23 protein-coding genes are annotated in these 22,001 nt (G+C 44.5%); 11 read left to right on the top strand and 12 right to left on the bottom strand.

The features are described 5' to 3' along the window. Positions 1-289 precede the first annotated feature (289 nt). From NEJAP_RS08255 to dctP, 4 genes are read right to left on the bottom strand one after another with little or no spacing between them, the layout of a single operon-like run. Positions 290-1,039 carry an alpha/beta fold hydrolase gene (locus tag NEJAP_RS08255; RefSeq protein WP_201350158.1) on the bottom strand — a complete coding sequence of 250 codons (750 nt, stop codon included), beginning with the start codon at positions 1,037-1,039 and terminating at the stop codon, positions 290-292. 10 nt (positions 1,040-1,049) lie between these two features. Further along, positions 1,050-2,351, bottom strand: a complete 1,302-nt coding sequence (locus NEJAP_RS08250; protein WP_201350157.1) for a TRAP transporter large permease — start codon at positions 2,349-2,351, stop codon at positions 1,050-1,052. Then, entirely contained in the window at positions 2,351-2,863 is a 513-nt protein-coding gene (locus NEJAP_RS08245; protein WP_201348829.1) for a TRAP transporter small permease, read from the bottom strand. Before NEJAP_RS08245 ends, NEJAP_RS08250 begins: the two co-directional genes overlap by 1 nt. 29 nt (positions 2,864-2,892) lie before the next feature. Continuing rightward, positions 2,893-3,951 carry a TRAP transporter substrate-binding protein DctP gene (dctP, locus tag NEJAP_RS08240; RefSeq protein WP_236591012.1) on the bottom strand — a complete coding sequence of 353 codons (1,059 nt, stop codon included), beginning with the start codon at positions 3,949-3,951 and terminating at the stop codon, positions 2,893-2,895. 692 nt (positions 3,952-4,643) lie between these two features. Here dctP and NEJAP_RS08235 point away from each other — a divergent pair. From NEJAP_RS08235 to NEJAP_RS08210, 6 genes are all read left to right on the top strand, one after another. Further along, positions 4,644-5,654, top strand: coding sequence for a D-cysteine desulfhydrase (locus NEJAP_RS08235; protein ID WP_201348832.1), 1,011 nt, complete (start codon positions 4,644-4,646; stop codon positions 5,652-5,654). Positions 5,655-5,905: 251 nt separating this feature from the next. Then, the gene (locus NEJAP_RS08230; protein WP_201350156.1) at positions 5,906-6,250 is read left to right on the top strand and encodes a RidA family protein; all 345 of its coding nucleotides are present in this window, start codon (positions 5,906-5,908) and stop codon (positions 6,248-6,250) included. 252 nt (positions 6,251-6,502) lie between these two features. Further along, the gene (locus NEJAP_RS08225; RefSeq protein ID WP_201350155.1) at positions 6,503-8,260 is read left to right on the top strand and encodes a SulP family inorganic anion transporter; all 1,758 of its coding nucleotides are present in this window, start codon (positions 6,503-6,505) and stop codon (positions 8,258-8,260) included. 12 nt (positions 8,261-8,272) lie between these two features. After that, a complete protein-coding gene (locus NEJAP_RS08220) occupies positions 8,273-9,019 on the top strand; it encodes a sulfite exporter TauE/SafE family protein (RefSeq protein WP_201350154.1) in 747 nt (248 codons plus the stop codon). 117 nt (positions 9,020-9,136) lie between these two features. Continuing rightward, a complete protein-coding gene (locus tag NEJAP_RS08215) occupies positions 9,137-10,135 on the top strand; it encodes an AAA family ATPase (protein ID WP_201350153.1) in 999 nt (332 codons plus the stop codon). Continuing rightward, the gene (locus NEJAP_RS08210) at positions 10,122-11,888 is read left to right on the top strand and encodes a cobaltochelatase CobT-related protein (RefSeq protein ID WP_201350152.1); all 1,767 of its coding nucleotides are present in this window, start codon (positions 10,122-10,124) and stop codon (positions 11,886-11,888) included. Before NEJAP_RS08215 ends, NEJAP_RS08210 begins: the two co-directional genes overlap by 14 nt. 45 nt (positions 11,889-11,933) lie before the next feature. On the opposite strand, the gene NEJAP_RS08205 is transcribed toward NEJAP_RS08210, so the two are convergent. The 3 genes from NEJAP_RS08205 to NEJAP_RS08195 form a co-directional block, all read right to left on the bottom strand. Continuing rightward, on the bottom strand, positions 11,934-12,353 hold the full coding sequence (locus NEJAP_RS08205; RefSeq protein WP_201350151.1) for a GFA family protein: 420 nt from the start codon (positions 12,351-12,353) through the stop codon (positions 11,934-11,936). A 106-nt stretch (positions 12,354-12,459) separates the two neighbouring features. After that, entirely contained in the window at positions 12,460-12,942 is a 483-nt protein-coding gene (locus NEJAP_RS08200) for a GNAT family N-acetyltransferase (protein WP_201350150.1), read from the bottom strand. 56 nt (positions 12,943-12,998) lie between these two features. Next, the gene (locus NEJAP_RS08195) at positions 12,999-13,169 is read right to left on the bottom strand and encodes a hypothetical protein (RefSeq protein ID WP_201350149.1); all 171 of its coding nucleotides are present in this window, start codon (positions 13,167-13,169) and stop codon (positions 12,999-13,001) included. 151 nt (positions 13,170-13,320) lie between these two features. Here NEJAP_RS08195 and NEJAP_RS08190 point away from each other — a divergent pair, with 151 nt between their 5' ends. Beyond that, positions 13,321-13,665: a DUF2956 domain-containing protein gene (locus NEJAP_RS08190; RefSeq protein WP_201350148.1), complete on the top strand. Its 345-nt coding sequence runs from the start codon at positions 13,321-13,323 to the stop codon at positions 13,663-13,665. An 18-nt stretch (positions 13,666-13,683) separates the two neighbouring features. Here NEJAP_RS08190 and NEJAP_RS08185 read toward each other — a convergent pair whose 3' ends face one another. Then, complete coding sequence (locus NEJAP_RS08185) at positions 13,684-13,929, bottom strand: hypothetical protein (protein WP_201350147.1); 246 nt, start codon at positions 13,927-13,929, stop codon at positions 13,684-13,686. 196 nt (positions 13,930-14,125) lie between these two features. Between NEJAP_RS08185 and NEJAP_RS08180 the strand changes: the two genes are divergently transcribed. From NEJAP_RS08180 to NEJAP_RS08170, 3 genes are all read left to right on the top strand, one after another. After that, complete coding sequence (locus tag NEJAP_RS08180; protein WP_236591110.1) at positions 14,126-15,154, top strand: site-2 protease family protein; 1,029 nt, start codon at positions 14,126-14,128, stop codon at positions 15,152-15,154. Next, positions 15,154-15,867 (top strand): pseudouridine synthase, encoded by a 714-nt coding sequence (locus tag NEJAP_RS08175; RefSeq protein ID WP_201350527.1) that lies wholly within the window; start codon positions 15,154-15,156, stop codon positions 15,865-15,867. Before NEJAP_RS08180 ends, NEJAP_RS08175 begins: the two co-directional genes overlap by 1 nt. A 96-nt stretch (positions 15,868-15,963) precedes the next feature. After that, positions 15,964-16,206 carry an RNA recognition motif domain-containing protein gene (locus tag NEJAP_RS08170; protein ID WP_201350145.1) on the top strand — a complete coding sequence of 81 codons (243 nt, stop codon included), beginning with the start codon at positions 15,964-15,966 and terminating at the stop codon, positions 16,204-16,206. 101 nt (positions 16,207-16,307) lie between these two features. Here NEJAP_RS08170 and NEJAP_RS08165 read toward each other — a convergent pair whose 3' ends face one another. Next, positions 16,308-16,799 carry a DUF1456 family protein gene (locus NEJAP_RS08165; RefSeq protein ID WP_201350144.1) on the bottom strand — a complete coding sequence of 164 codons (492 nt, stop codon included), beginning with the start codon at positions 16,797-16,799 and terminating at the stop codon, positions 16,308-16,310. A gap of 466 nt (positions 16,800-17,265) precedes the next feature. Here NEJAP_RS08165 and NEJAP_RS08160 point away from each other — a divergent pair, with 466 nt between their 5' ends. Next, positions 17,266-17,700 (top strand): DUF3461 family protein, encoded by a 435-nt coding sequence (locus NEJAP_RS08160; protein WP_201350143.1) that lies wholly within the window; start codon positions 17,266-17,268, stop codon positions 17,698-17,700. 129 nt (positions 17,701-17,829) lie between these two features. On the opposite strand, the gene NEJAP_RS08155 is transcribed toward NEJAP_RS08160, so the two are convergent. The 3 genes from NEJAP_RS08155 to NEJAP_RS08145 all read right to left on the bottom strand — a co-directional run bounded on the left by NEJAP_RS08155 (position 17,830) and on the right by NEJAP_RS08145 (position 21,947). Beyond that, positions 17,830-19,392, bottom strand: a complete 1,563-nt coding sequence (locus tag NEJAP_RS08155) for an AMP-binding protein (RefSeq protein ID WP_201350142.1) — start codon at positions 19,390-19,392, stop codon at positions 17,830-17,832. Continuing rightward, positions 19,389-20,795 (bottom strand): acylating sulfoacetaldehyde dehydrogenase, encoded by a 1,407-nt coding sequence (gene sauS / locus NEJAP_RS08150; RefSeq protein ID WP_201350141.1) that lies wholly within the window; start codon positions 20,793-20,795, stop codon positions 19,389-19,391. The genes NEJAP_RS08155 and sauS overlap by 4 nt, the downstream gene beginning before the upstream one ends. A 159-nt stretch (positions 20,796-20,954) precedes the next feature. Continuing rightward, positions 20,955-21,947: a tripartite tricarboxylate transporter substrate binding protein gene (locus NEJAP_RS08145; RefSeq protein WP_201350140.1), complete on the bottom strand. Its 993-nt coding sequence runs from the start codon at positions 21,945-21,947 to the stop codon at positions 20,955-20,957. Positions 21,948-22,001 lie beyond the last annotated feature (54 nt).

Genomic DNA, 22,001 nt, shown 5'->3' with positions numbered 1-22,001 from the left:
CTAAAAAGATAGGTAAACGAACTCGACTCTGACAGTTATGCTAGAAACTAGATAACCATCCGACAATGACCAGTAAGAACTCAACGATGGGGCCAGCTCAAAAAAATACCGCATAAAAATAAGACTGGACCAATCAAACAGTGACTCTGATCACTATCAGCACCACTATCAAGAAAGCTGCAAGCAAGCACATTTGATTCAACTACAGACGGCATTAAGCAGTCGTTTCTAGCCAAAAAATTTGTATTACTTCACACCTTCCTAGATAAGTGTTTTTTCGTTTTAAATATCATTCATGAGTTAGGAAGTCGTACAGCAGTTGGTTAAATAGCTGTGGGTTTTCCAAATGCGCATTGTGTGAACACAGTGGCATTACCGCCAGACTCGAGTTTTGTATCTCCTGCCACAGAGCGTAAGGCTGCTGCCATATATAGCTGCGGTCTATATCTCCCCATATCACCAAGGTGTGGGACTGGATCTGATCTAGCCGCCCAACGGCACTCCAGCCCGCCATCGCATTCAATCCATTAATATAGGTTTGCAGTGACACATCTTTGGCCAGCTCCATTCCGGGTTCAAAGTTCGCGTCTTTATCCCCTTGCTTAAACCAGCTAGCGACCGTGTAGTGCTTGGCTTCTTCAGTGCCATCCTTTTCCACTTTTTCCATGCTGACTTTTAGCGGCTCGAAACGACCAGGCAGCTCACCCATAGGCCCGGTTCCATACAGTACCAACCTATTAACTCTTTCTGGCGCCTGAAGGGCTATTTCTTGAGCAATCATGCCGCCCATCGAATGCCCGACCAGGTGGAAGTTTTTTACGCCCAACTTATCCAGCTGTTCGAGTATCGTGCGGGCAAAGCCTGCGACGGTATCAAGACCGGTTTGTTGTGTTTCTCCGCCATAACCGGGCAGGTCCATGGCGATAACTTCAAAGCGTGTACTTAAGCTTTCAATCTGTTTATCCCAGTAAGAAAGTCCGCTTAAGAACCCATGAACTAAGACCAACACGGGTCCCTTCCCGACTCTAATGCATCCCATAATCACTCTCCTAATCCATGATGCTCGGTAACCACAGTGCTATATCGGGAATCATGACCATTAAGCCCAATAAAACGATCAGTGCACCAATGAAAGGCAGACAGCCAATAATGACGTCGATGATGGTGATTTCCTTTCGGGCCAGGGCTTGTATGACGTACAAGTTGAGCCCTACGGGGGGGGTGAGCACCGCCAACTCCATGGTGATGGTATAGATCACGCCAAACCAGATCAGATCGAAACCGGATGCGGCCACGAGCGGGTACATCGTTGGCAGAGTAATGAAGGTCATGGAGACCGGTTCAAGGAACATGCCGAGGATGACGTAAAACACGATGATGATCGCCAACACTAAGTAGGGAGACAGCTCCATGGCACTGAATATTTCAGTGAACTGTTGTGGCACGCGATAGTAAGTCATCACAAAACCGAACAACACACCGGCCGATAACAGTAGACCGAGGTAGCCCATGGTTTGCATGGTGGCGCGTATCGCCCCAAGAAAACCATCCCAACGTAAACCCCCAACCGTAAAGGCCATAATCATAGTAGCGACACAGGAGATGCCCGCCGCTTCAGTGGGTGTTGCTATACCGGTATAGATCGATACCGTGATAATCAGACCGATAAAGATAACCGGCAACACGGCACTCAGTGCCAATCCCCAAGGGATCGGGTTGGTGTTATCACGTTCAGGTACATCGCTAGGGCGTAACCAGCCCCAGATAGCGACAATAATGATAAAGAACGAGACTAAAATAATGCCCGGAATAACGCCGGCAATAAATAGATCACCAATCGATTGGTCCGTCACGATACCGTAAAACAGCAGTATCAGGCTCGGTGGAATCAATACGCTGAGCGTACCACCGGCCGCTAACACACCGCTGGATAAGCGCTTGCCATAACCCAGTTTCAGCATTTCAGGAAGAGCAACGCCTCCAATGGTGAGTGACCCCACCATGCTGGAACCGCAGACCGCACCAAAACCTGCACAAGCACCAATACTGCCGTAGGCGGCAGAGCCTCTGACAGGAACTTTACTGTGCATAAACCAGTAGAGATTGGGGCCAATCGACGACCGCCCAATGAGCTCTCCTAAGAGTACAAAGAGGGGTACCGCCAGCAGTATGTAATCAACCCATACTCCCCAGAGTTTTAGCTCTGCCGTTATCAGTGATGTCGAGAGCGACTGAATACTGAGAAGAAACGGCACCGAAGCCGCTGCTAGCGCGAATGGGATTGGAAGACCAATCGAGATAAATAGAATGAGCAGACCCAGTAAACCTAGACCAACAGTGTACCATTCCATTAGGGAGCCTCCTGTACAGCATCTACCCGGCGCGATGGATGTTCGTAGTTAAGTAAACGAACAATCGCTAGCAGGGTAAAAATTAACAATGAAATAGCAACGGGAACCCAGAAATAGAACCGCGGCCAGAGTAAAATCTCTGAAGCGGCCCCCGAATGAAAGGCGCGATAAGCAGCCTCACACGCGGAGACACTGAAAAACATGCCAGTAAGCGTCATGATTAGCAGGTTGATTCTATCGATGATTCCTTGCACCTTGATAGGCAGTAAATCCCGCAGCAATGTGACCTTTGGATAGGCGTCGTTGCTAAGTGCATACGCCAGCCCAAAGAATGCAACAGGCACTAGCATCAATGCTGTTGCCTCAGTCACCATGCCGTCAGGGCTATCCAGTACATAGCGCATGAATACGCCATAACTGATCCAAACCGCCTGAATGAGGACGATTACACCACCGCAATACAGCAGCACCAGTGCTAATCGTTCTAGTAGTCGAGCCAATGCCTGTCGCATATTGACACCCTCTTATTGCAAAAAATTACTTAGTTAGCGTGCTTAGCAAATAAAGCCCTAACCTTGTTAGCAAGAGGTTTGCCGCAGGCTGCATCCACTTCACTATCCCATGAAGATTGTGCCTTTTCGATCATTGAGTGACGGGCTTCTTGAGAGACCGTGACAGCGGCACCGCCGCCTTTCATAACCGCGTTACCGACACGTTGATCGACCCAGTCTTCATAGCGAGGCTTTAACCAAGTCTCTGCTTCTGTTGCTGCTTCCAATAGTGCGGTTTGGTTGCTTTCGCTGAGTGACTCGAACTTGTTTTTATTCATCATGTACATGATGTTGCCGTAGAAAAGGTTGGCATTGACCATGTAGGGCATCACGCTCCACAGCTTCCATGAGCTGTAGGTTGCCACTCCCATATTGATGCCATCGACCACACCACGTTCCGCTGACTGGAAGACTTCTTTGGGCGCAACAAACACAGGCTTACCACCCCATGATTCAATCATGCTACTGACCAATGGGCCGATAGATCGAACCAGTTTTCCATCCAAGTTATTCAGATCTTTAATAGGCTCTTCGAACCACCACTCTTGGTCGTAGGAGTAGTTAGAATTGATCAGCGGCACCAAGCCGACTTTGGCCGATTCGCTACGCATTAGCTCAGCATATTCAGCATCCAGCTCGACTTGGTTTTCAAGGCTTACGGCAGCAGGGTATAAGGATGTCACGCGATAACAGGCAAGACGTTTATCGGCTGGAATCCAGCTAACATCAGACACACCGCCCTGTACGGCATCAACACCTTCACTCCAACCATGTAACGTAGACGATGGAAAAATCTGTATGTCTAAATCGCCATTGGATTTTTGGCTGGCCAACTCAGCAAACTTTTTGAAACCGTCATAACGAATATCTGACTCGTTAACGTAGGTAGATACACGAATCGTTTCTTTTGCCTGAACAGCGCTTGCCGTCATGCCCAGTACAACGGCGCTGGCTAAAACTGTTCGTAAGAATGTAGTTTTCATCATTTGAATCACCATTATTTTTATTGTCGTCATAGTCATATGAGTTGGGTTTATGTTCTTACTCATGCTTTTAGTATTTCCATTTTTTTACATTATTGGCTAATGCTTATTCAGACTGACCCCATGCTAAAAATGACAAGCCCGCATGTTTACACGTCTTGCAACGCAGTTGTTCAGCAGAAGATGTATTTGATGTTGTATGACGAAAGAGGCTTTGGAAGCAGAAAAATGGCTCTTGAAGGTATTCTGCTTGGGAACATACGATGAAGTCCGGCACTATGAAAAATACAGGCCATATATTTTCACAGATAAGTCACTGGATGACCCATTCACCTTTGCCGACAATGAATTCAATCATAAGCATCGTCAGACGCGTAAAAAGAAGTTTATGTTCGTATAGAAAACAGATTCTCTGGCAAGGTTTAGTAACCACCATCGAACTTCGATGAAGTCGTGAATAGGCCTCTCTAAGAATAGAAGCGAACTTAAAAGCCACAACAATAGCGCCAAACACGGTGGAAGAGCCACGAGGCCTACCGATAGCTGGCGAGAGTGAGCTTACCTTTTTATATTTTTGAAATAATACCGAATATGCCCCATAAGCCGCATTATATCTAGAGTATGCCAAAAAGTACCAAGCTGTACAGAAAACAGCATTGGTCAGTTGTTGTTGAGAAATTCTATGATAAATCACAGTTCAATAGCGTCACTTGAACAAAGCCTATGAGCTGCACAAGTATAATAACAGGAGCATTACGATGCATTTATCTCGCTTTCCCCGCTTACAATTTGCACATTTGGCAACACCACTTGAGCCCATGGAAAATCTTAGCAAGCTTCTTGGTGGGCCTAATCTTTGGATTAAACGGGATGACTGCACCGGCTTAGCTGGCGGCGGTAACAAGACCCGCAAGCTAGAGTTCCTGATGGGCGATGCCATTGCTCAGGGTGCTGATACCATTATTACTCAAGGTGCAACACAGTCTAACCATGCTCGCCAGACGGCGGCAATCGCGACCAAAATGGGTATGGAGTGTCATGTACTATTAGAAGACCGTACGGGCAGTAAAGATGTTGACTATAACTACAATGGTAACGTGCTACTGGACCAGCTGTTTGGTGCATCTTTAAGCAAGTACCCCGCTGATACTGACATGAATCAAGCGATGGAAGAGGTTGCCGAAAAGCTACGTGCGCAAGGTAAAACGCCTTATATTATTCCCGGTGGTGGATCTAACCCTATCGGTGCTTTGGGTTATGTGAATGCAGCTTTAGAGCTTCTCACACAGGCAAATGATATGGGTCTTAAGATCGATAGAGTCGTTCATGCTACCGGTAGTGCAGGTACACAGGCGGGCTTGGTCACAGGTTTAGTGGCTTCTAATAGCCTGATCCCTGTTTTAGGTATTGGTGTGCGTGCTCCCCGTGATCTGCAAGAGGGTAACGTATTTCGTCTCGCAGAAAAAACCGCTGAACATCTGGGTATTCCTGGTGTGGTTAAGCGTGAAGATGTTGTGGCTAACTGTGACTACGTGGGTGAAGGCTACGGAATACCAACAGAAAGTGGTATCGAAGCGATCGAACTTTTTGCTCGCCAAGAATCCATCATGCTAGACCCTGTCTACTCTGCTAAAGGTGCAGCAGGCTTTATCGACCTGATCCGTAAAGGTCACTTTGATAAAGATGACAATATCGTCTTCTTGCATACCGGTGGTGCTCAGGCTCTATTTGGCTATCGCCAAGCCTTAGACTTTGAAGATTACTGCTAGTTACATCTAGCAACTACATAAGGTTGCTAGTGTTATATCACCTTCAGTCATGGGCAGCGCTATAAACGAATTGCCTGTCATTACTGAGGGAGTGTTTGTTTTTTGGTGTCCTCCAGCCATATTTTAGCGGCTGACCAACGGCTAAGGTCGTTGGGAGCCGCTTTTTTTCTTTGTAAATCTAATAATCACAGCACTGAATAAACCTTTGATATGTCGAGTTTATCAGCACTGCGCATTTGGGAACCTTAAAAATGATTAACCGATACAACAAGAACGAACGCATGAGTCAGGCTGTCGAGTACAACGGTACTATTATACTCGCAGGCCAACTGGCAACAGATACCTCCGTGGATATCAAAGGACAAACTCAAGAAATCCTTTCCAGAGTAGACGACCTTCTCGCTCAAGCCGGTACTAATAAGTCACGCCTACTGAGTGCCACTATCTGGGTTAGTGATATGAACGATTTTGCAGCCATGAATGATGTATGGGTTGGCTGGATCGATGCGGAGAACCCGCCAGTTCGCGCCTGTGTAAGAGCAGATCTAATAACCCCTGATTACAAGGTTGAGATTCAAGTTACCGCCGTTAAGTAATCTTAGGCTCTCTCACTCCGCCGTGCTGTTGGCTCTAGAATTCCTCAGGATTGGCTCAATTAAGTACAAAGATTCAGCATTACCAGTTTTATACTGCCTGCGGCTACGTTAAAGGAACTTAGCTGCGGACCCTTCCACTGTAGCATGGTCTTAAAAACGCTGATAATCTGGATCTATGCTCTGGCACCAAGAGCATATAACTTGATAGTCATAATAAAAAAGTTAAAAAAATCAATCACTAGGATCAGCCTTATGCAGAACCAACCAAACAAGCAGAAATTTAACTGGGCCCGCTTGTTTCCCTTTCTGGTATGGTCTCGCCTTATTACGATGGACAAAGCTCGTGATGATCTTTTTGCTGGTATCACCAATGCGGTCATCGTACTTCCCCAAGGTGTAGCTTACGCTTTGATCGCCGGCATGCCTCCTGAATATGGCTTATACGCAGCGATTATTCCCGCCATCATTGCCGCCTTGTTTGGATCTTCATGGCATCTTATTTCTGGCCCAACCGCTGCGTTATCAATTGTTGTCTTTACCACAGTGAGCCCACTGGCGTCTCCTGGCTCCCCTGAATTCATCAATCTTGTGTTAGCACTCACACTCATGGCGGGTCTGTTTCAGCTACTATTAGCATTCTTTCGCTTTGGCACTTTAGTTAATTTTGTTTCACACTCTGTTGTTGTCGGCTTCACAACAGGGGCTGCCATTGTTATTGCATCCAGCCAGGTTAAAAATATTCTAGGCATTTCTATTGAGAGCAATGGATCCTTCCTATCCACATGGTCTGGGGTATTTTCAGCAGCCCACAACACCAACTTTTACGCACTCTCTGTCGCGGCTGTTACCGTTGTTACATGCCTATTCTTTAAACGTATATTACCCCGCTGGCCAAACATGCTTATCGCTATGATCATCAGCAGTGTCTTTGCATGGTGGCTAGGTGCAGATGAGAACAGCATCGCATTAGTTGGTGAAATCCCTGGAAGCTTACCGCCCTTCATGTTTCCAAGCGTCGACTCTAGTGTATTTTATGACTTAGCACCTGGCGCCATTGCTATCGGCTTATTAGGCTTAGTTGAGGCGGTTTCAATAGCCCGCTCAGTAGCAACACGTTCACACCAATCCATTAACGGCAATCAAGAATTTTATGGGCAGGCACTTTCAAACATTGTTGGCTCTGTATTCTCTTCTTACGCCTCTTCAGGCTCTTTTACTCGTACCGGCGTCAACTTCACATCTGGGGCTAGAACACCATTAGCGGCCATTATCGCAGCCATTTCACTGGCAGTTATTGTTCTGCTGTTTTCTGAAATGACACGCTTTATTCCCATTCCAAGCATGGCAGGCTTACTGCTTGTTGTTGCCTATAACCTTATTGATTTTCATCATATAAAATTGATCTTTCGTGCAGGAAAATCGGAATTTGCTGTATTAATTGTTACCTTCGCTGCGACCCTTGTTATGGCGTTAGAGTTTGCTATCTACCTAGGCGTTATTTTGTCACTGGTGTTTTATCTAAAGCGTACGTCCCAACCTAATATTGTGGAAGTGCTGCCAGACCAGCACAGCGCCACACCGTTTTTCATCAACGCTCTTGGTACTAGCCAGCCTCGCTGCCCGCAGCTAAAAGTAATTCGCATCGAAGGCTCTTTATTTTTCGGTTCAGTTAACTACGTAAAAGATTATCTTGAAAATATAAGTTCACCCAACGTGCTCATTATCGGTAACGGTATGAACCATATCGATATCGCTGGAGCCGAGATGTTGATGCAAGAAGCAAAACGTAGACGCAGCATCGGACAAGCACTATTTCTAAGCAATCTTAAAACACAAGTTGATGAGTACCTACGACGTGACGAGTACTTTGAGAGCTTAGGTGAGCAGTCATTTTTTCAGTCAAAAGGGGAAGCCATTCATAAAATATACGACCAGCTTGATCGTGACATCTGCCATAATTGCAGCAGCCGTATTTTTAAAGAATGCAAAACCATCATCCCTAAAGAGTAAATCCTACACATCATGGGCCTAGAAACACTTATTCCCTTCATCGCTATCATTGCCTTTGCAACCTATGTACAAACCATCACAGGGTTTGCTTTAGGCATGATAGTGATGGGCGCCGTTACTGCATTTAGCCTAGTACCCATTGCATTCACTTCTGTCGTTATTAGCGCAGTCACCTTGATCAACGGTCTTATTGCTATCAAAGGTAACTTCCATGCGCTAGACATTAAACGTGTCATGATTACCTGTGCTGGTATTTTTCCTGCATTACTCGCCGGTCTAATCCTACTGGATTACCTGAGTGAGTCATTTAATAATCTATTACAGCTATTATTGGGCATCACTATTTTTACCGGCGGTATGTTAATTATGCTTCGCCCGGAACCCTTAAAAGAACCTTCCCCTAATGCTGTTTTTGCAGTATCTGGTGCAACAGCTGGTTTTTTAGCAGGGATGTTTAGTATGGCCGGCCCACCTCTTGTTTACCTTTTTTATCGCCAACCCTTTGAGTTGAAAACGATAAGGTTATGCTTGGTTAGCATATTCCTTGTTTGCTCAACAGCCCGGATTATTATGGTTGGTTTTCAGGGCGGATTAACACTGGATATGCTGACCTTTTCACTTCTGTGTATTCCTATGGTGATGTTCTTTACGTGGGTCGGCAAACGCTACCCACCACCCCTGAGCACTACCAATATGCGCCGCTTTGCATTTTCCTTGCTGATTATCATTGGCATCAGCCTAATGGTGGGCGCACTATAACTGGCCATACTAAAAGATAATAACTGGCCCACCCCCTATCCCCCCCATTCACCTAGACTGTGGCAAACACTTATGCAGCACATTTCTTAATAAAATCTATAGATTACAGGTATAACTATGTCTGATATTAAAATTGACCAGCCGGATACGACGGTTTCTGTTCGCGAGGCTTTTGGCATAGATACAGACCTTAGAGTCCCTGCGTTTAGTGAGCGGGATGACCATGTTCCAGAAATAGATACTGCGTACCAGTTTAACCCTGAAGTAACGTTAGCCATCTTGGCAGGGTTTAGCCGCGACCGCCGCGTTATGGTTCAAGGCTTACACGGCACAGGTAAATCTACTCATATAGAGCAAGTCGCTGCTCGTCTTAACTGGCCATGTGTACGCATCAACCTTGATGGACATATCAGCCGTCTTGATTTAGTCGGTAAAGACACCATCATTTTACGCGATGGCAAGCAGGTAACTGAGTTTCAGGAAGGTATCGTACCGTGGGCATTACGTCGCCCAACGGCATTGATTTTTGATGAATTCGACGCAGGCCGCCCTGACGTCATGTTTGTTATCCAGCGCATATTAGAGCGTGATGGTAAATTTACACTACTGGATCAGAACGAAGTGATCCACCCGCATAAGCAGTTCCGCTTATTTGCAACATCCAACACGATTGGTTTAGGTAATAGCACTGGCTTGTACCATGGTACTCAGATGATTAACCAAGCCCAGATGGATCGCTGGAATATCGTTACAACGCTTAACTACTTACCAACCGATGATGAAGTTAAAATTATACAAGCCCGAGTACCTAACTTTGATAATGACGCAGGCCTAACGTTAGTAAAATCCATGATTGCTGTTGCAGATATGACACGTAACAGCTTTGCTGCCGGCGATATTTCTACGCTAATGTCTCCGCGTACGGTTATTTCGTGGGCAGAAAACATCGAGATCTTCCGTGATCCTGCTGTTGCCTTTCGTTTATCATTCTTAAACAAGTGTGATGAAGCTGAACGGCCAATGATCGCTGAATTTTTCCAACGCTGTTTCGACCAAGAATTAACGGAATCTTGGGCTCATAAGGCGTCTGGAGTAATGAGCAGTGAGCAACACTAATAGCGGTTACGAAGCAAAACGAACCGCGCAGCAGCAACCGCGCCATGAAAAACTTCAGCAAATGGTTGAAGAGCTGTGCGGTGTCAGTGTGCGTGGTTACTCTGGTGTCAGTGGTTTTAAGTTTAGAGGCCACCGACCAGAGTTAAACGGCCGCCCCTCAGGCATCCGCGCATCACATCTGCGTACCAGTTTAGAAAAAGACGATTTTCAATCTTTTCGCGGTGCAGCCGACGGTATCGCTCTGCGCTTAAAGCATTGTGACATTGACCTTCATCGCAGCCTTATGCCTGAAAGTGATGTGGGCCAAATGATCTTTGAACTGCTCGAGCAGTTGCGTGTAGAAGCACTGGTTGATTCAGCTCACCCCGGCGCTAAACGTAACATCGAGCATCGTTTCGAGTCATGGTGTTTGCAGCTACACGCAGCCAATATGACTGAAAACAATGTGGGTCTAATGATCTACACGGTAGCCCAGATGGTGTGGACACGCCTCTCAGGAAAGCCTGTCATTGAAGTTACAGAAGACCTTATCGAACCGCACCGCATGATGCTTGCACCTCATGTTGGTGCTTACCTTGTTGGTATGCGTCGCAACGTCCACGACCAAAAAGTATTCGCCGATAACGCCTTAGGCGTAGCCCAAGTGGTTGATGAGTTGGTCGGTTTTTTGGATGAGAATGAAAAAGACAGCGAAGAGGAAGACGATGCAATTAATAACAGCTTCGGCCTACTGCTTGAAGCAGAAAGTGAATCTGAAAGTGAAATGCCTGCCGGTAATGGTCGCACAACACATTCACAATACCGCGAATTACTGGTTCAACTAAACAGCTATAAAATATGGTCGCGCGATAATGACCGAACTATACATGCTGAAAAACTTGTCGCATCCTTTATCAGAACAAAACTGCGTGCCCAACTGGATGAACGCATACGCGGCCAAGGAGTTAACGTTCCACGCTTAGCTCGACAATTACAGATGATATTATCTGCACCCGAACTAGATGGCTGGAACTTTGGTGAAGAAGAGGGTTATTTAGATGCTCGACGCTTAACGCGCCTAGTTACTTCTCCTGAATATCGCCAGCTATTTCGCAAAGAACGCTACCAACCCCATAGCAATTGCTTGGTTACTTTTTTATTAGATAACTCAGGCTCCATGAAGCAGCACATCGGCTCCATCGCTATGCTGATAGAGATTATGAGTAAAGCACTTGAGCTTGCAGGTGCTAGCACTGAAATTCTTGGCTTTACCACCCGCAGTATTCAAGGCGGGAAAACCTTTAAACGCTGGCGTTCATCTGCTAACAAGGAAGCAAACCCGGGTCGCTTGGCTGAGACAGAGCACATTATCTATAAAGATGCCGACACGCCATTTAAACGCGCGCGGCAAAATATAGCCGCCATGATGAAGCCGGATATCTTTAAAGAAGGTGTTGATGGAGAAGCGCTGCTTTGGGCCGCTGAGCGGATGGCTGCACGCCCAGAAGAGCGACGTATTCTCATTGTGCTATCAGATGGTTCGCCAATGGAATCAGCCACCGCGCAAAATAACGTGCCAGACTTTATGGACAACCACTTACGCCAAGTGGCTACTATGCTAGAAGCACGTGGTGATATGGAGTTATATGCACTGGGGTTTGGATTAGACCTAAGTACCTACTATCGCAACAGTTTGGAGCTAGATCTACCAGAGGTTTTAGAGAACTCGGTGTTTAAAGACATCATCAAGATGCTAGAACGTCGCCACCGCTAAGCAGTGGCTAAAAGAAGTTAAGCTAAAATAGGTTACAAACCTTACTTAAGCACCATACATAGCAAAGACTTCTGCTTCCGTCATATCAGCCGTTTTATTAGAGAAACTATAATAAGACGGCTTCTTATCAATAAAGATCTGATGGTCAAATAGCAACTCATCCGTATTTTCTAACAGTCCAACTGGCATGATATATTGGTTGTTCGCATTGAGGTGATAAAACAGATGAGTACCGCACTGCTTACAAAAACCTCGTGTAGCCCATTCGGAAGAACTAAAGGTAGAAATATTCTCTTCCCCTGTAAAGCTCACCTCAGTACCGCAATCAACCGCAAGCAAAGGTCCACCGCCCCATTTTCGGCACATGCCACAGTGACAAGCACCAATCTTCTCCGCTACTTTAACTACCTGAACATGCACACCCCCACATAAGCAGCTACCCTCTACCCCATTAAATTCTGACATAGCAACCTCCTGGTATTTCACGCTAATTAAGTGAACCAAGTATTCAACTTACCCTACCTGATTAACTTCGCAAAATTGACACTGTATGACTTAGCATAACGTTTTTTTATGAGTCAGCTAAATCTAGCAACGCCTGTCCGGTTAGCCGGTAGCCAATCCATTCATTTTGTGGCTGAGCACCTAAGGACTCATAAAACTTGATCGCAGGTTCATTCCAATCAAGCACACTCCATTCAAACCGGCCGCAATTCTTGCGTACCGCTATTTGTGCAAGATGTTTCAGAAGCGCCTTACCTGCGCCGGTACCACGAGCAGCAGGCGTAACGTACAGGTCTTCCAAATATAAACCGTGTTTAGCCAGCCATGTGGAGTAATTCAAAAAATAAACTGCCAGCCCGACCGGTTTATTATTGGTTTCGCAGATAAGTGCTTTCGTTGCGGAGTCTTGTGAAAAAATCGACTCCCTGATAGACGTCTCAGTAGCCAATACTTGATGTTCTGCTTTTTCATAAGCCGCTAACTCCTTAACAAACTGAAGAATAACACCTGCATCATCAAGAGTAGCGTTTCTAATCGATAAAACTGACATAGCGTTCCTTTTATATTAAAGATCTCTCAATACTGCTTAAAATATTAGCTCTCTATTTAGTCTTTCTTTTCGATAGTTATCTCAAGCGACTTGGTGCTACCTGCAAACCATTTCTGCACATACAAAGACCCCATAATAGGCGCTTTACCCTCTTCAGGTACTTCTTGATAACGCACGCTGTTTTTAGTTTCTTTTTCATACTCAAAAGTAACGGTAACTTTAGACATAATTGCTCTCTTCACAAAATACCAAAATGAAAATATACAAAGAAGAAAAGCACGAAACAAGGACTCTTTATACAAGCCATTTTTATAGGCACTATCACGTTTTTGTAATGCACAGGTTATACTTAGCGCATTCCATATCAAGGTAATAAGAATGAGTCGGCAAGCCAAGAGCACAGCCTCTGATGAAACCAAAGCAGAAGCACTGAAGATCACCCGCGCCACCCAAAAACAGGGACAAACCAAAGAGCAGAGCAAACTCATTGCCCTAGGTATTCAAAAAGGTATTGACCAGTACAAAAAACAGCAAAAATCTAAGGCACGAGATCTAGACCGTCAAAAGAAAAAGATAAAATCGATTAACTCATCCTCTAACATTGATGCGCCATCAGAGAATGACACTCTACAACAAGCGCAGCCAACAGCACACACAAGCAAACTACCCTGGATACTATTACTAATATCTTGGACAATATTTGCTGCTTATTTTTGGTACTAAAATACCGTAAAGGACTCGTTAGACATCATATATATAAGGCGAGTTCTTCTTAACCTTCCCCAATACGCGATACTCTATAATCAAGCCAATAACATCATGATCACTGGCAACATCAAGTAACGACTCGTCGATTGAACGGCGTTGCGGCAATGAAATACTAAACTTGTCACGTAAAACATCTACGACCTGCTCATCTGAATCAGGGTCAAACTCTATTCCAGCAAATATACAAATCCGCTGTAAGATAAATGCTTTATTAGCCATTCGCTGTATATCCAGTAAGGTTATTTAAATGAATGTTTCCAAATAATATTTTTAGCCGCGATGTTAAATATCGAGTATCACTTGCCAGATTAAATGAATCAGGGATAATTTGCGTTCTTTGTTAGGAAAATGGAACACTACATTGCAATTATTACGAATAGACTGTCTGGGTCGAGAGTTAAGATTAGAAGGCTCCATGGCTGGCTGGCAAGCATTATATTGGGATAACCAGCTTGTTTCTCAGCACAATGCCAGTGCTGACCCTACATCAAAACCTACTCATCATTTTTCCTTACAAGCAGATCAAACACAAATCCATTGCAAGCTCAGTGTCGATCTCAACTGGCAACCATTTACACTGCAATACCAGTTACATATTAATGATGACTTGATTAGCCAATCAGCACTTAATGAAAAAGATATTGAGCGCCAAGAAGTACTGCAACGCCCTAAAGCCCCTAACAAAATTAGCTTAATTGGCTTAGGTTCGCTAGCGCTTAAACTATTCAAAAGCGCGAAAGTAATAAAAGTACTCTTTGCAGCCGGTAGCTTAGCAGCCTATGCATGGCTCTTTTCAATTCAGTTTGCTATCGCATTAATTCTTTGTCTAGTCTTTCATGAATATGGCCATATTCGGGCTATGAAGCACTTTGGCCTGAAAACCAAAGGGATTTATCTCATTCCATTCGTGGGGGGATTAGCACTCTCCGATGATAAGATTAATACACGCTGGCAAGATGTTTACATCTCAATTATGGGGCCATTTTTTGGTTTCATCTTATCGTGCGCATGCCTACTTATCTTTTGGATTACTGGTATCGAACTGTTTGCAGGTCTTGCGGTTTTCAACGCGCTGCTCAATTTATTCAACCTCCTACCAGTATTACCGTTAGACGGAGGGCATATTTTAAAAAGCATTGCCTTCTCTATGAACTCGGTTGTCGGTTTAGTCGCTTGTGTATTAGGGGCAATAGGAGGCATCTTGGCCAGCTACTATTTTGGTATGGCACTACTGGGCTTCTTACTTGCTATCGGTAGTATCGAGATAATGTTTGAATGGAAGCGACGCCACCACAGTGAGCTCCTTCCATTAGACCGTTACGGACAGCTTGTCTCTGGTGTTTGGTATTTTTTAACCTTAGGTGGTTTAAGTGCCATTATCTGGATTGTAGGGCAAGGTGAAAACCAGGCGTTAGCAATACCACTTAAAATCTTAGGCAGCTGATGCGCCTAACACAGTTTTTAGTACACGCTGGTGTTTGCTCACGGCGTGCTGCTATCAAAATGATTGCTGATGGCCATGTCAGTATTGACGGCCAAGTAGCCGTACACCCCTCAACCGTAACCGGTGATGAGGAGATTATCGCGGGTGGGGAAAAAGCCACACTACCTACGCAGTGCTGTTATGTGATTTATAATAAACCGGTGGGTATCGACTGTAACTGTGTCGCTGACAACCCCCACAGTATCATTAATCATGTAACACTACCCACACGCCTATTCCCGGTAGGGCGAATCGATAAAGACTCTCACGGTTTAATGCTACTCACTAATGATGGCGTTTTATGCCAACGTTTGTTGTCACCTGATTACTCACACCCTAAAACCTACCTAGTGACCGTTGAACCGCACTACCAACAACCCGATATTGGTGATGATTTTCAACAAAAGATGAGCCAAGGTATTCAACTTGATAACGTTTTAACACGGCCTTGCAAGCTAACACTACTCAGTAAGAATCGATTTAAAATCACACTAACACAAGGGCTAAACCGTCAAATCAGACGTATGACTCGCTCGCTCGGATACAAGGTTGTTGATTTGCAACGCGTCTCGATTATGAATCTATCACTGCAAGGCTTACCTCTTAATCAGCTTCGCGAGCTCACAAATGAAGAAGCTCATGAACTTAAAACACGCCTAGCAAGCCCTCAATAATCAATGACCATCACCATTGGGGTTCAGGCTGATACCTGCTAGTATGAGCGGCATTATTCAACCTCTTTATTTAACTAATTAAGACACGGCCTCCCAATGAAAGTATTAATACGTAACCTTGCACGTTCCACCACTGAAGCAGAAGTTTTAGCACTATTTGAGGTTCATGGCGCTGTTCAGTCCTGCACTCTTGTCATGGACGAGCATAACGGAAAATCAAAGGGGTTTGGTTTTGTTGAAATGCCAAACCCTGGGGATGCAAAAGCCGCCATTAAAACTCTCAATGGCACAAAAGTAGATAACAATATTATTCGTGTAAAAAAAGCTGAAGCTAAATAATCATCCCAACATAGACATTATAACCACCTTCACAAAAAGCCTGCTTGAGCATAGCAAAGTAACGCTTTAACAGCTCAAGCAGTCATCATATACACTGTGTATTATGCTTTTGGTGACTCAGCAGCATCTGTCTTATTATCGCGATACTTAAGCTGTATGCCGGATAAAAAGTTACGCAGCACCTGATCCTGACACTCTCTATAGTTTTGGTGATCGGGCTTACGGAAAAAAGCACTTAACTCGTGCTTACTCAGTCTAAATTCAGCTACTGCCATCACTTCCATAACATCTTCTGATGTCATGTTCAGCGCAATTTTTAGCTTCCTAAAAATAATATTATTGTTTAATACACGCTCAGGAGCGGGTGCAGCACCTTCTTTTTTACCGCGCATCTCATTGATTAAGCCGTTCAAGAAAATTGCAAACTCACGATCACTACAACGTAAGTATTGAGGGTCTTCTTCTTTTTTTAACCAATCAGTAACTTGTGAACGGGTCACCTCATGATCTGCCAAACGAAAAATGGCAACCATTTTGGAATCATTAAAATCGAAGGTATAGCGAAGTCGACGTAAAACATCATTATTGGTCACAGGCAGACTCTTACTTAGCATAAAGTGGCGTCATTATGACCCACTAAAAAACGCCTAACTCTAACAGATATCGCCTTTTCTTAACTCAATCATTATGGATTTTTCTAAAAAAAGCACTGAATAAGTGCACTAAAATTAGAAAATAACAACTTGGCACCAAAATAGTTCATAATGTGGCCCTAACTGGTCCTAAGGTATAAGCCTTACTATTCTTTTGAAAGCTGCCATAGATGCTTATTCACTAATATAAGCATCCTTACTAAAGCCGTTTTCAGGGCCTTGTCAATTTCTGAAACTAAACACATTGTTTCAGCTCAAAATAAAAATAATTTGAAGCCGTATAATAGGCTATTGCCTGTTTAATGCTTCTCAAGATCGTTCCAAGTGCCACGATCTAATACGAGATATTGCTTTAACGATAATCAACACGCTAAAGCATAAACAACCTATTTTTTGAGCCCAGTACTTGAAAACGCAAGTGCTATTGAATGAGAACCTGAACACCATGTCTGACTACCCTACATTAGAAAAAATGGGCATCAAATCTGTCGATAATGTAGACAAATACACCTTACGTCATCAAGGCGATACAGATGTACTGAAAATTTATTACAAACGTCCTAAAGGCTCTTTCTTATCACGTAGTAAGAAATTTACTTTTGTACGTGGACGTCGCGGCATCCCTCTTGAGGCGCGTAACTCCCATGCATTTGATGATATGGCGAAAATCAGCCCGCAGCTGGTCATGGCTTTAGAAGAGTTGAAAGCACTTGATGCTCGTCGTAAAGAAGTTGATCCAATCGACCCTAAGCAGAAATTCCTCTCTGACTTAGATCATATGGAAAAAGTAATGACGACCAAGATGGATGAAATCCGTCGCCAAATTAATGAGATGAACTAAATTACATTAGTACCAACACCTCAGCCATTTATAAAAATACCGGCTCTGCTTGAGCCGGTAATGAGTGTTGACTAAGCCTTAGTGATCTACTCCTAACGCTACACCGATGAATACATCCTTGCCTTATTATTAAATAATACTACGAACTTTTAGCTGCTCGACTAACTTCAAACGCTGCACCTTACCCGATGGCCCTTTTGGTAAATCTTCAAAGAAATAAATACTTTTCGGGGTTTTAATTTTTCCTAGCTTTTCAAAACAAAAATCTAGCAACTCTTTTTCTGATACCTCAGCATTATTTTTAATCACCACACACGCTATCACCTCTTGCCCGTAATGCTGATCATCAATGCCTACGGCCCCAGCCTCGACAACGCTTGGGTGGGAATATAAAGCATCATCAATTTCACGTGGAGCGATGTTCTCTCCTCCTTTAATAATAAGTTCTTTCAAACGCCCCGTGACAAATACAAACCCTTCTTCATCTTGTTTTGCTAAATCTCCTGTATGCAACCAACCATCCGGCTCCAGAGCTTCGTTGGTTGCTTCACTATTCTTATAATAGCCGCGCATGACACAGTCACCACGTACCATTAACTCTCCTTCGATATTTGCTGGTTGAGTATTTCCCTGCTCATCGATCACTTTGATTTGAGTACCAAAGGCAATGCCTGGTGAGCCGTATTTGTTTTTCTTAGGCGGCATAGGATTAGAAAGAATTTGCGCCGATGTTTCCGTCAAACCCATCGTTTCCACAATAGGAATACCAAATTTCTGTTCAAATCCAGCATGCAGTGAAGGCGGTAATGCTGCAGACGCTGAGCGTCCAAAACGGACTTTATTGAGTGCTATTTTCAACGCAGTACCGCTGAGCTTTCCCTCGTTATGCATCAAGTATGAAATGATCGTTGGCACAACGCTAAACCAGGTTACATTATGTTCGATTACCCAATTCCAAAACGCTGACACACTAAAACTATGGGGCAGAACTAGACTACCACCACTGACTAGCGGTGCCATTATCGTGACACACTGAGCATTGATATGACATAAAGGCAACACACACAGAGTTCTGTCCTGAGCGGTTAGTTCATGCGCTTGAGCTGTATTCATACCACCGGCCAACAGGTTAGTATTCGTCAGAATCACACCCTTAGGGCGCCCTGTCGTGCCTGATGTATACATCAGCAAGCCATCATCACCTCCAACAACCTCAGCCTGAATACCTTCATCCGCAGGTGCCACCGGCCATTTTGCTCCTTGATCTATATCCGTTTCGATAATAATGATGACACGATCTAAGGTCACCGCAGCTTTTTCAACTTGCTCGCGATACTGCGGCGATACAAACACCACTGTCGTATCTGAGTGTTCCAACACATAACTGATCTGATCTTGCCCCGCTGCCGGGTTTAAAGGCGAAGAAATACAACCGCTGTATAGCGTCGCTAAAAATAACTCCAGACTTGTCTGGCCGTTTTCCATCATGAATGAAATCGTGTCCCCCTTGCTCAACCCAAGAGATCTGAAGTAACGGCTGTGCTGTTGAACAGTTTTCTGTAGTTGACCGTAATTTAATTGCGCATCTGTTTCTGGAAAAACAACAAACGTTTGCTCTGCTCGCTCCCCGGCAAAACGATCAATAACAGCACGAATTGAATCTGCAGGGGGTATGTAAGAGATAGGTTTCATGACAGATACTTCCTCTTATAATCAGAAAATATATCCTCTGCAGCCACTTCTTGGGGTGCAATAGTTCGCACCACACGTGTGATATTCATGTACTGCTTATAGTGCACATTCTCATCTGTGATATTCCCTCCCCATGTACCGCAGCCCATGGATAGAGAGAACGGCAAGCCATTTTCAAAACTCCCCCCCGTGGCAAAACAGTGCGGCTGGTTGACAATAATTCGGCACACTGACATCTCTAGCCCGAGCTCTTGTGGGCGATTACTGTCCTGCGTGTGGATACCCAGCGAATGTCCTTTACCCTGGTGTTCGAGTATTCGGCTAGCCAGCTGCTTGGCTTCACTAAAATTACGAGCGCGATAAACAGTAAGCACTAATGACATTTTTTCTCCGCAAAATGGAGCATCAGCGCCAATTTCAGTTTCTGTCACCATCAGAAAATCACTCTCAGCTAACCCTGCACGCGTCAGCCCAGCAACAGCACACACACTCTTAACAGGCTTTGCAAGCACCTCACGGTTAAGATGGCCCTCATGCCACATAGCGTTTTGTAGCTGTAGTTTTTCCTCTGCATTTAATAGTGCAGCATTAACATTACTAAGCTGCTCCATCATGGCATCGTAAACCTCATCAACAATGACCAGGCTGTTTTCAGAGGAGCAACTAGTCGAGTTATCAAAGGTTTTAGAAGCTTTAATTTTATTGGCTGCTTCTACAAGATTTGCCGTTTCATCAACAATCACTGTGACGTTACCAGCACCCACTCCATAAGCAGGCGTGCCACTGGTATAAGCTGCTCGTACATTATTTTGCGAACCCGTACATACCACTAGATCCACTTGCTTAAGCATTTCAGCACTGAGTGCTTTGCTGACAGGTGAAGGGAGCTGCTGAACTAAGTCACGAGGAGCGCCAACACGATCAAGCTCTGCGTGTATTAACGCCAGTAGCCGTGTACAAGATGGCTGCCCTTTTGGCGATGGTGCTAAAATAATTGCATTACCGCACTTAAGTGCATTTAACGTGTTATTCATTGGCGTGGCGATTGGATTTGTCGAAGGAACAATCACTCCAACAACACCTGCGGGGCGGCCAATTTCTACTAAACCTTTCTCCGGAATTTCGCGTATAACACCAACGGTTTTGGCTTCTTGTAGATCTCTCAAAAGACCCAGAGTTTTTCGATGGTTCTTAATCACCTTGTCTTTCACGTTTCCGAGTCCGGTTTCTTCTACTGCCAGTATTGAAAGTCTCTCGTTATTATCTGGATTAATAATCGCCCATGCCGCCGCAATAACGACCTCATCAACCTGAGATTGAGAATAGCCCGCCAATATGAGCTGAGCCTTACGCGCGCGATCAACTAGCTCCGCTACCTGAGCCTTTTCATTTATTGCTGTCATAACTGGTCTCCAAAGATCCAGACCATTTACATATAAATGATATAGATCTAACAACTCATATACATGATTAGAATAGATATACGAACGGCGTGTCTTGATAGATATAACTTCATTTACACCAAGGAACCGCCCGTAGCTTACGAACAGGAAATAGCGGGCCTACTTCTTAAGGTCAGCCAATAGCTCTTTCAGATAGATTTCGCGTTCTTTCCACATCTTAATAACTTCTTCACGGCTCAACACACGCACAGGAGAACCTGCTGCTGACATTTTCTTCGTTGTTTTATTATCATCAAACATCAAAGGAACACGCTGAGACAAGTAACTTAGCACTTCAGGAGGAGTACCTTTTCTTGCCATAATCCCGCGAAAGTTAACACTTGAGTCATCAACATTGACGCCTTTTTCCATAAACGTAGGCACATCTGGCAAAAACTCGGTGTTGCGCTGCAAGTCAGCGACAGCAAGAATTTTTACGCTATCTCTATTCCTAAAAGCATCTGAAAGATTATTAAAACCAGCCTTAACCTGACCACCCATCACACTTTTCATTGCAGGCGTTCCACCTTTATGTGGGATATACGTCATCTTGAGGCCGCTTTCCTTAGCAAATTGCAAGAAAGCGATATGATGACCCACATACAAACCCGCTCCGGAGAAGGTTACTTTTTTAGGATTCTCCTTAGCAAAACTCATTAAGTCTTCCAGTGTATTAAAAGGGCTGTCTTTACCTACCACCAGTACTGCTGGATCTGCTCCCCAATTGGCAATCGGTTCAAGATTATCGATGTTATATTTAGTCTTGAATACAATCGACTGAGCGATAAAATGTGGCACGTTATACGCCGCTAATTCATAGCCATTTTTCTTCGCTTTAGATGCATAAAAGTCCCAACCAATTTTACCACCCGCACCTGGCTTATTAAGGATGACCATGGGCTGCCCCAAGTAGCTCTCATTACCAGCAAGCATAGTTACAATACGGGCCTGAAAATCAGTTGCTCCACCGGGTGAATATGAAACCACCATACTGACGGGTCTTTCAGGAAAGGTATCAGCCTGTACCATTTGAGGTAGGGATAATACGCTCACAACACCAAGTGCTGTTAAGGTTTTAGTGGCCAGTTTCCTGGACATTTTAGAACTAAACATAGCTAACTCCTCGTCAAGATTGACGTTAATTATTTTTATTGACGCTAGTGGGTA

The sequence above is a fragment of the Neptunomonas japonica JAMM 1380 genome (assembly GCF_016592555.1).
In the GTDB taxonomy this organism is placed as follows: Bacteria; Pseudomonadota; Gammaproteobacteria; order Pseudomonadales; family Balneatricaceae; genus Neptunomonas; species Neptunomonas japonica_A.
This window is presented reverse-complemented; position numbering and strand designations above follow the sequence as displayed.

Coding starts and splice junctions, on each gene's coding strand:
- NEJAP_RS08250 (WP_201350157.1), bottom strand. CDS start 2,351: ATGGAATGGTACACTGTTGGTCTAGGTTTACTGGGTCTGCTCATTCTA.
- NEJAP_RS08195 (WP_201350149.1), bottom strand. CDS start 13,169: ATGTCTAAAGTTACCGTTACTTTTGAGTATGAAAAAGAAACTAAAAAC.
- NEJAP_RS08245 (WP_201348829.1), bottom strand. CDS start 2,863: ATGCGACAGGCATTGGCTCGACTACTAGAACGATTAGCACTGGTGCTG.
- NEJAP_RS08225 (WP_201350155.1), top strand. CDS start 6,503: ATGCAGAACCAACCAAACAAGCAGAAATTTAACTGGGCCCGCTTGTTT.
- dctP (WP_236591012.1), bottom strand. CDS start 3,951: ATGAGTAAGAACATAAACCCAACTCATATGACTATGACGACAATAAAA.
- NEJAP_RS08215 (WP_201350153.1), top strand. CDS start 9,137: ATGTCTGATATTAAAATTGACCAGCCGGATACGACGGTTTCTGTTCGC.
- NEJAP_RS08175 (WP_201350527.1), top strand. CDS start 15,154: ATGCGCCTAACACAGTTTTTAGTACACGCTGGTGTTTGCTCACGGCGT.
- NEJAP_RS08220 (WP_201350154.1), top strand. CDS start 8,273: ATGGGCCTAGAAACACTTATTCCCTTCATCGCTATCATTGCCTTTGCA.
- NEJAP_RS08235 (WP_201348832.1), top strand. CDS start 4,644: ATGCATTTATCTCGCTTTCCCCGCTTACAATTTGCACATTTGGCAACA.
- NEJAP_RS08170 (WP_201350145.1), top strand. CDS start 15,964: ATGAAAGTATTAATACGTAACCTTGCACGTTCCACCACTGAAGCAGAA.
- NEJAP_RS08180 (WP_236591110.1), top strand. CDS start 14,126: ATGGCTGGCTGGCAAGCATTATATTGGGATAACCAGCTTGTTTCTCAG.
- sauS (WP_201350141.1), bottom strand. CDS start 20,795: ATGACAGCAATAAATGAAAAGGCTCAGGTAGCGGAGCTAGTTGATCGC.
- NEJAP_RS08255 (WP_201350158.1), bottom strand. CDS start 1,039: ATGGGATGCATTAGAGTCGGGAAGGGACCCGTGTTGGTCTTAGTTCAT.
- NEJAP_RS08230 (WP_201350156.1), top strand. CDS start 5,906: ATGATTAACCGATACAACAAGAACGAACGCATGAGTCAGGCTGTCGAG.
- NEJAP_RS08205 (WP_201350151.1), bottom strand. CDS start 12,353: ATGTCAGAATTTAATGGGGTAGAGGGTAGCTGCTTATGTGGGGGTGTG.
- NEJAP_RS08185 (WP_201350147.1), bottom strand. CDS start 13,929: ATGGCTAATAAAGCATTTATCTTACAGCGGATTTGTATATTTGCTGGA.
- NEJAP_RS08145 (WP_201350140.1), bottom strand. CDS start 21,947: ATGTTTAGTTCTAAAATGTCCAGGAAACTGGCCACTAAAACCTTAACA.
- NEJAP_RS08190 (WP_201350148.1), top strand. CDS start 13,321: ATGAGTCGGCAAGCCAAGAGCACAGCCTCTGATGAAACCAAAGCAGAA.
- NEJAP_RS08200 (WP_201350150.1), bottom strand. CDS start 12,942: ATGTCAGTTTTATCGATTAGAAACGCTACTCTTGATGATGCAGGTGTT.
- NEJAP_RS08155 (WP_201350142.1), bottom strand. CDS start 19,392: ATGAAACCTATCTCTTACATACCCCCTGCAGATTCAATTCGTGCTGTT.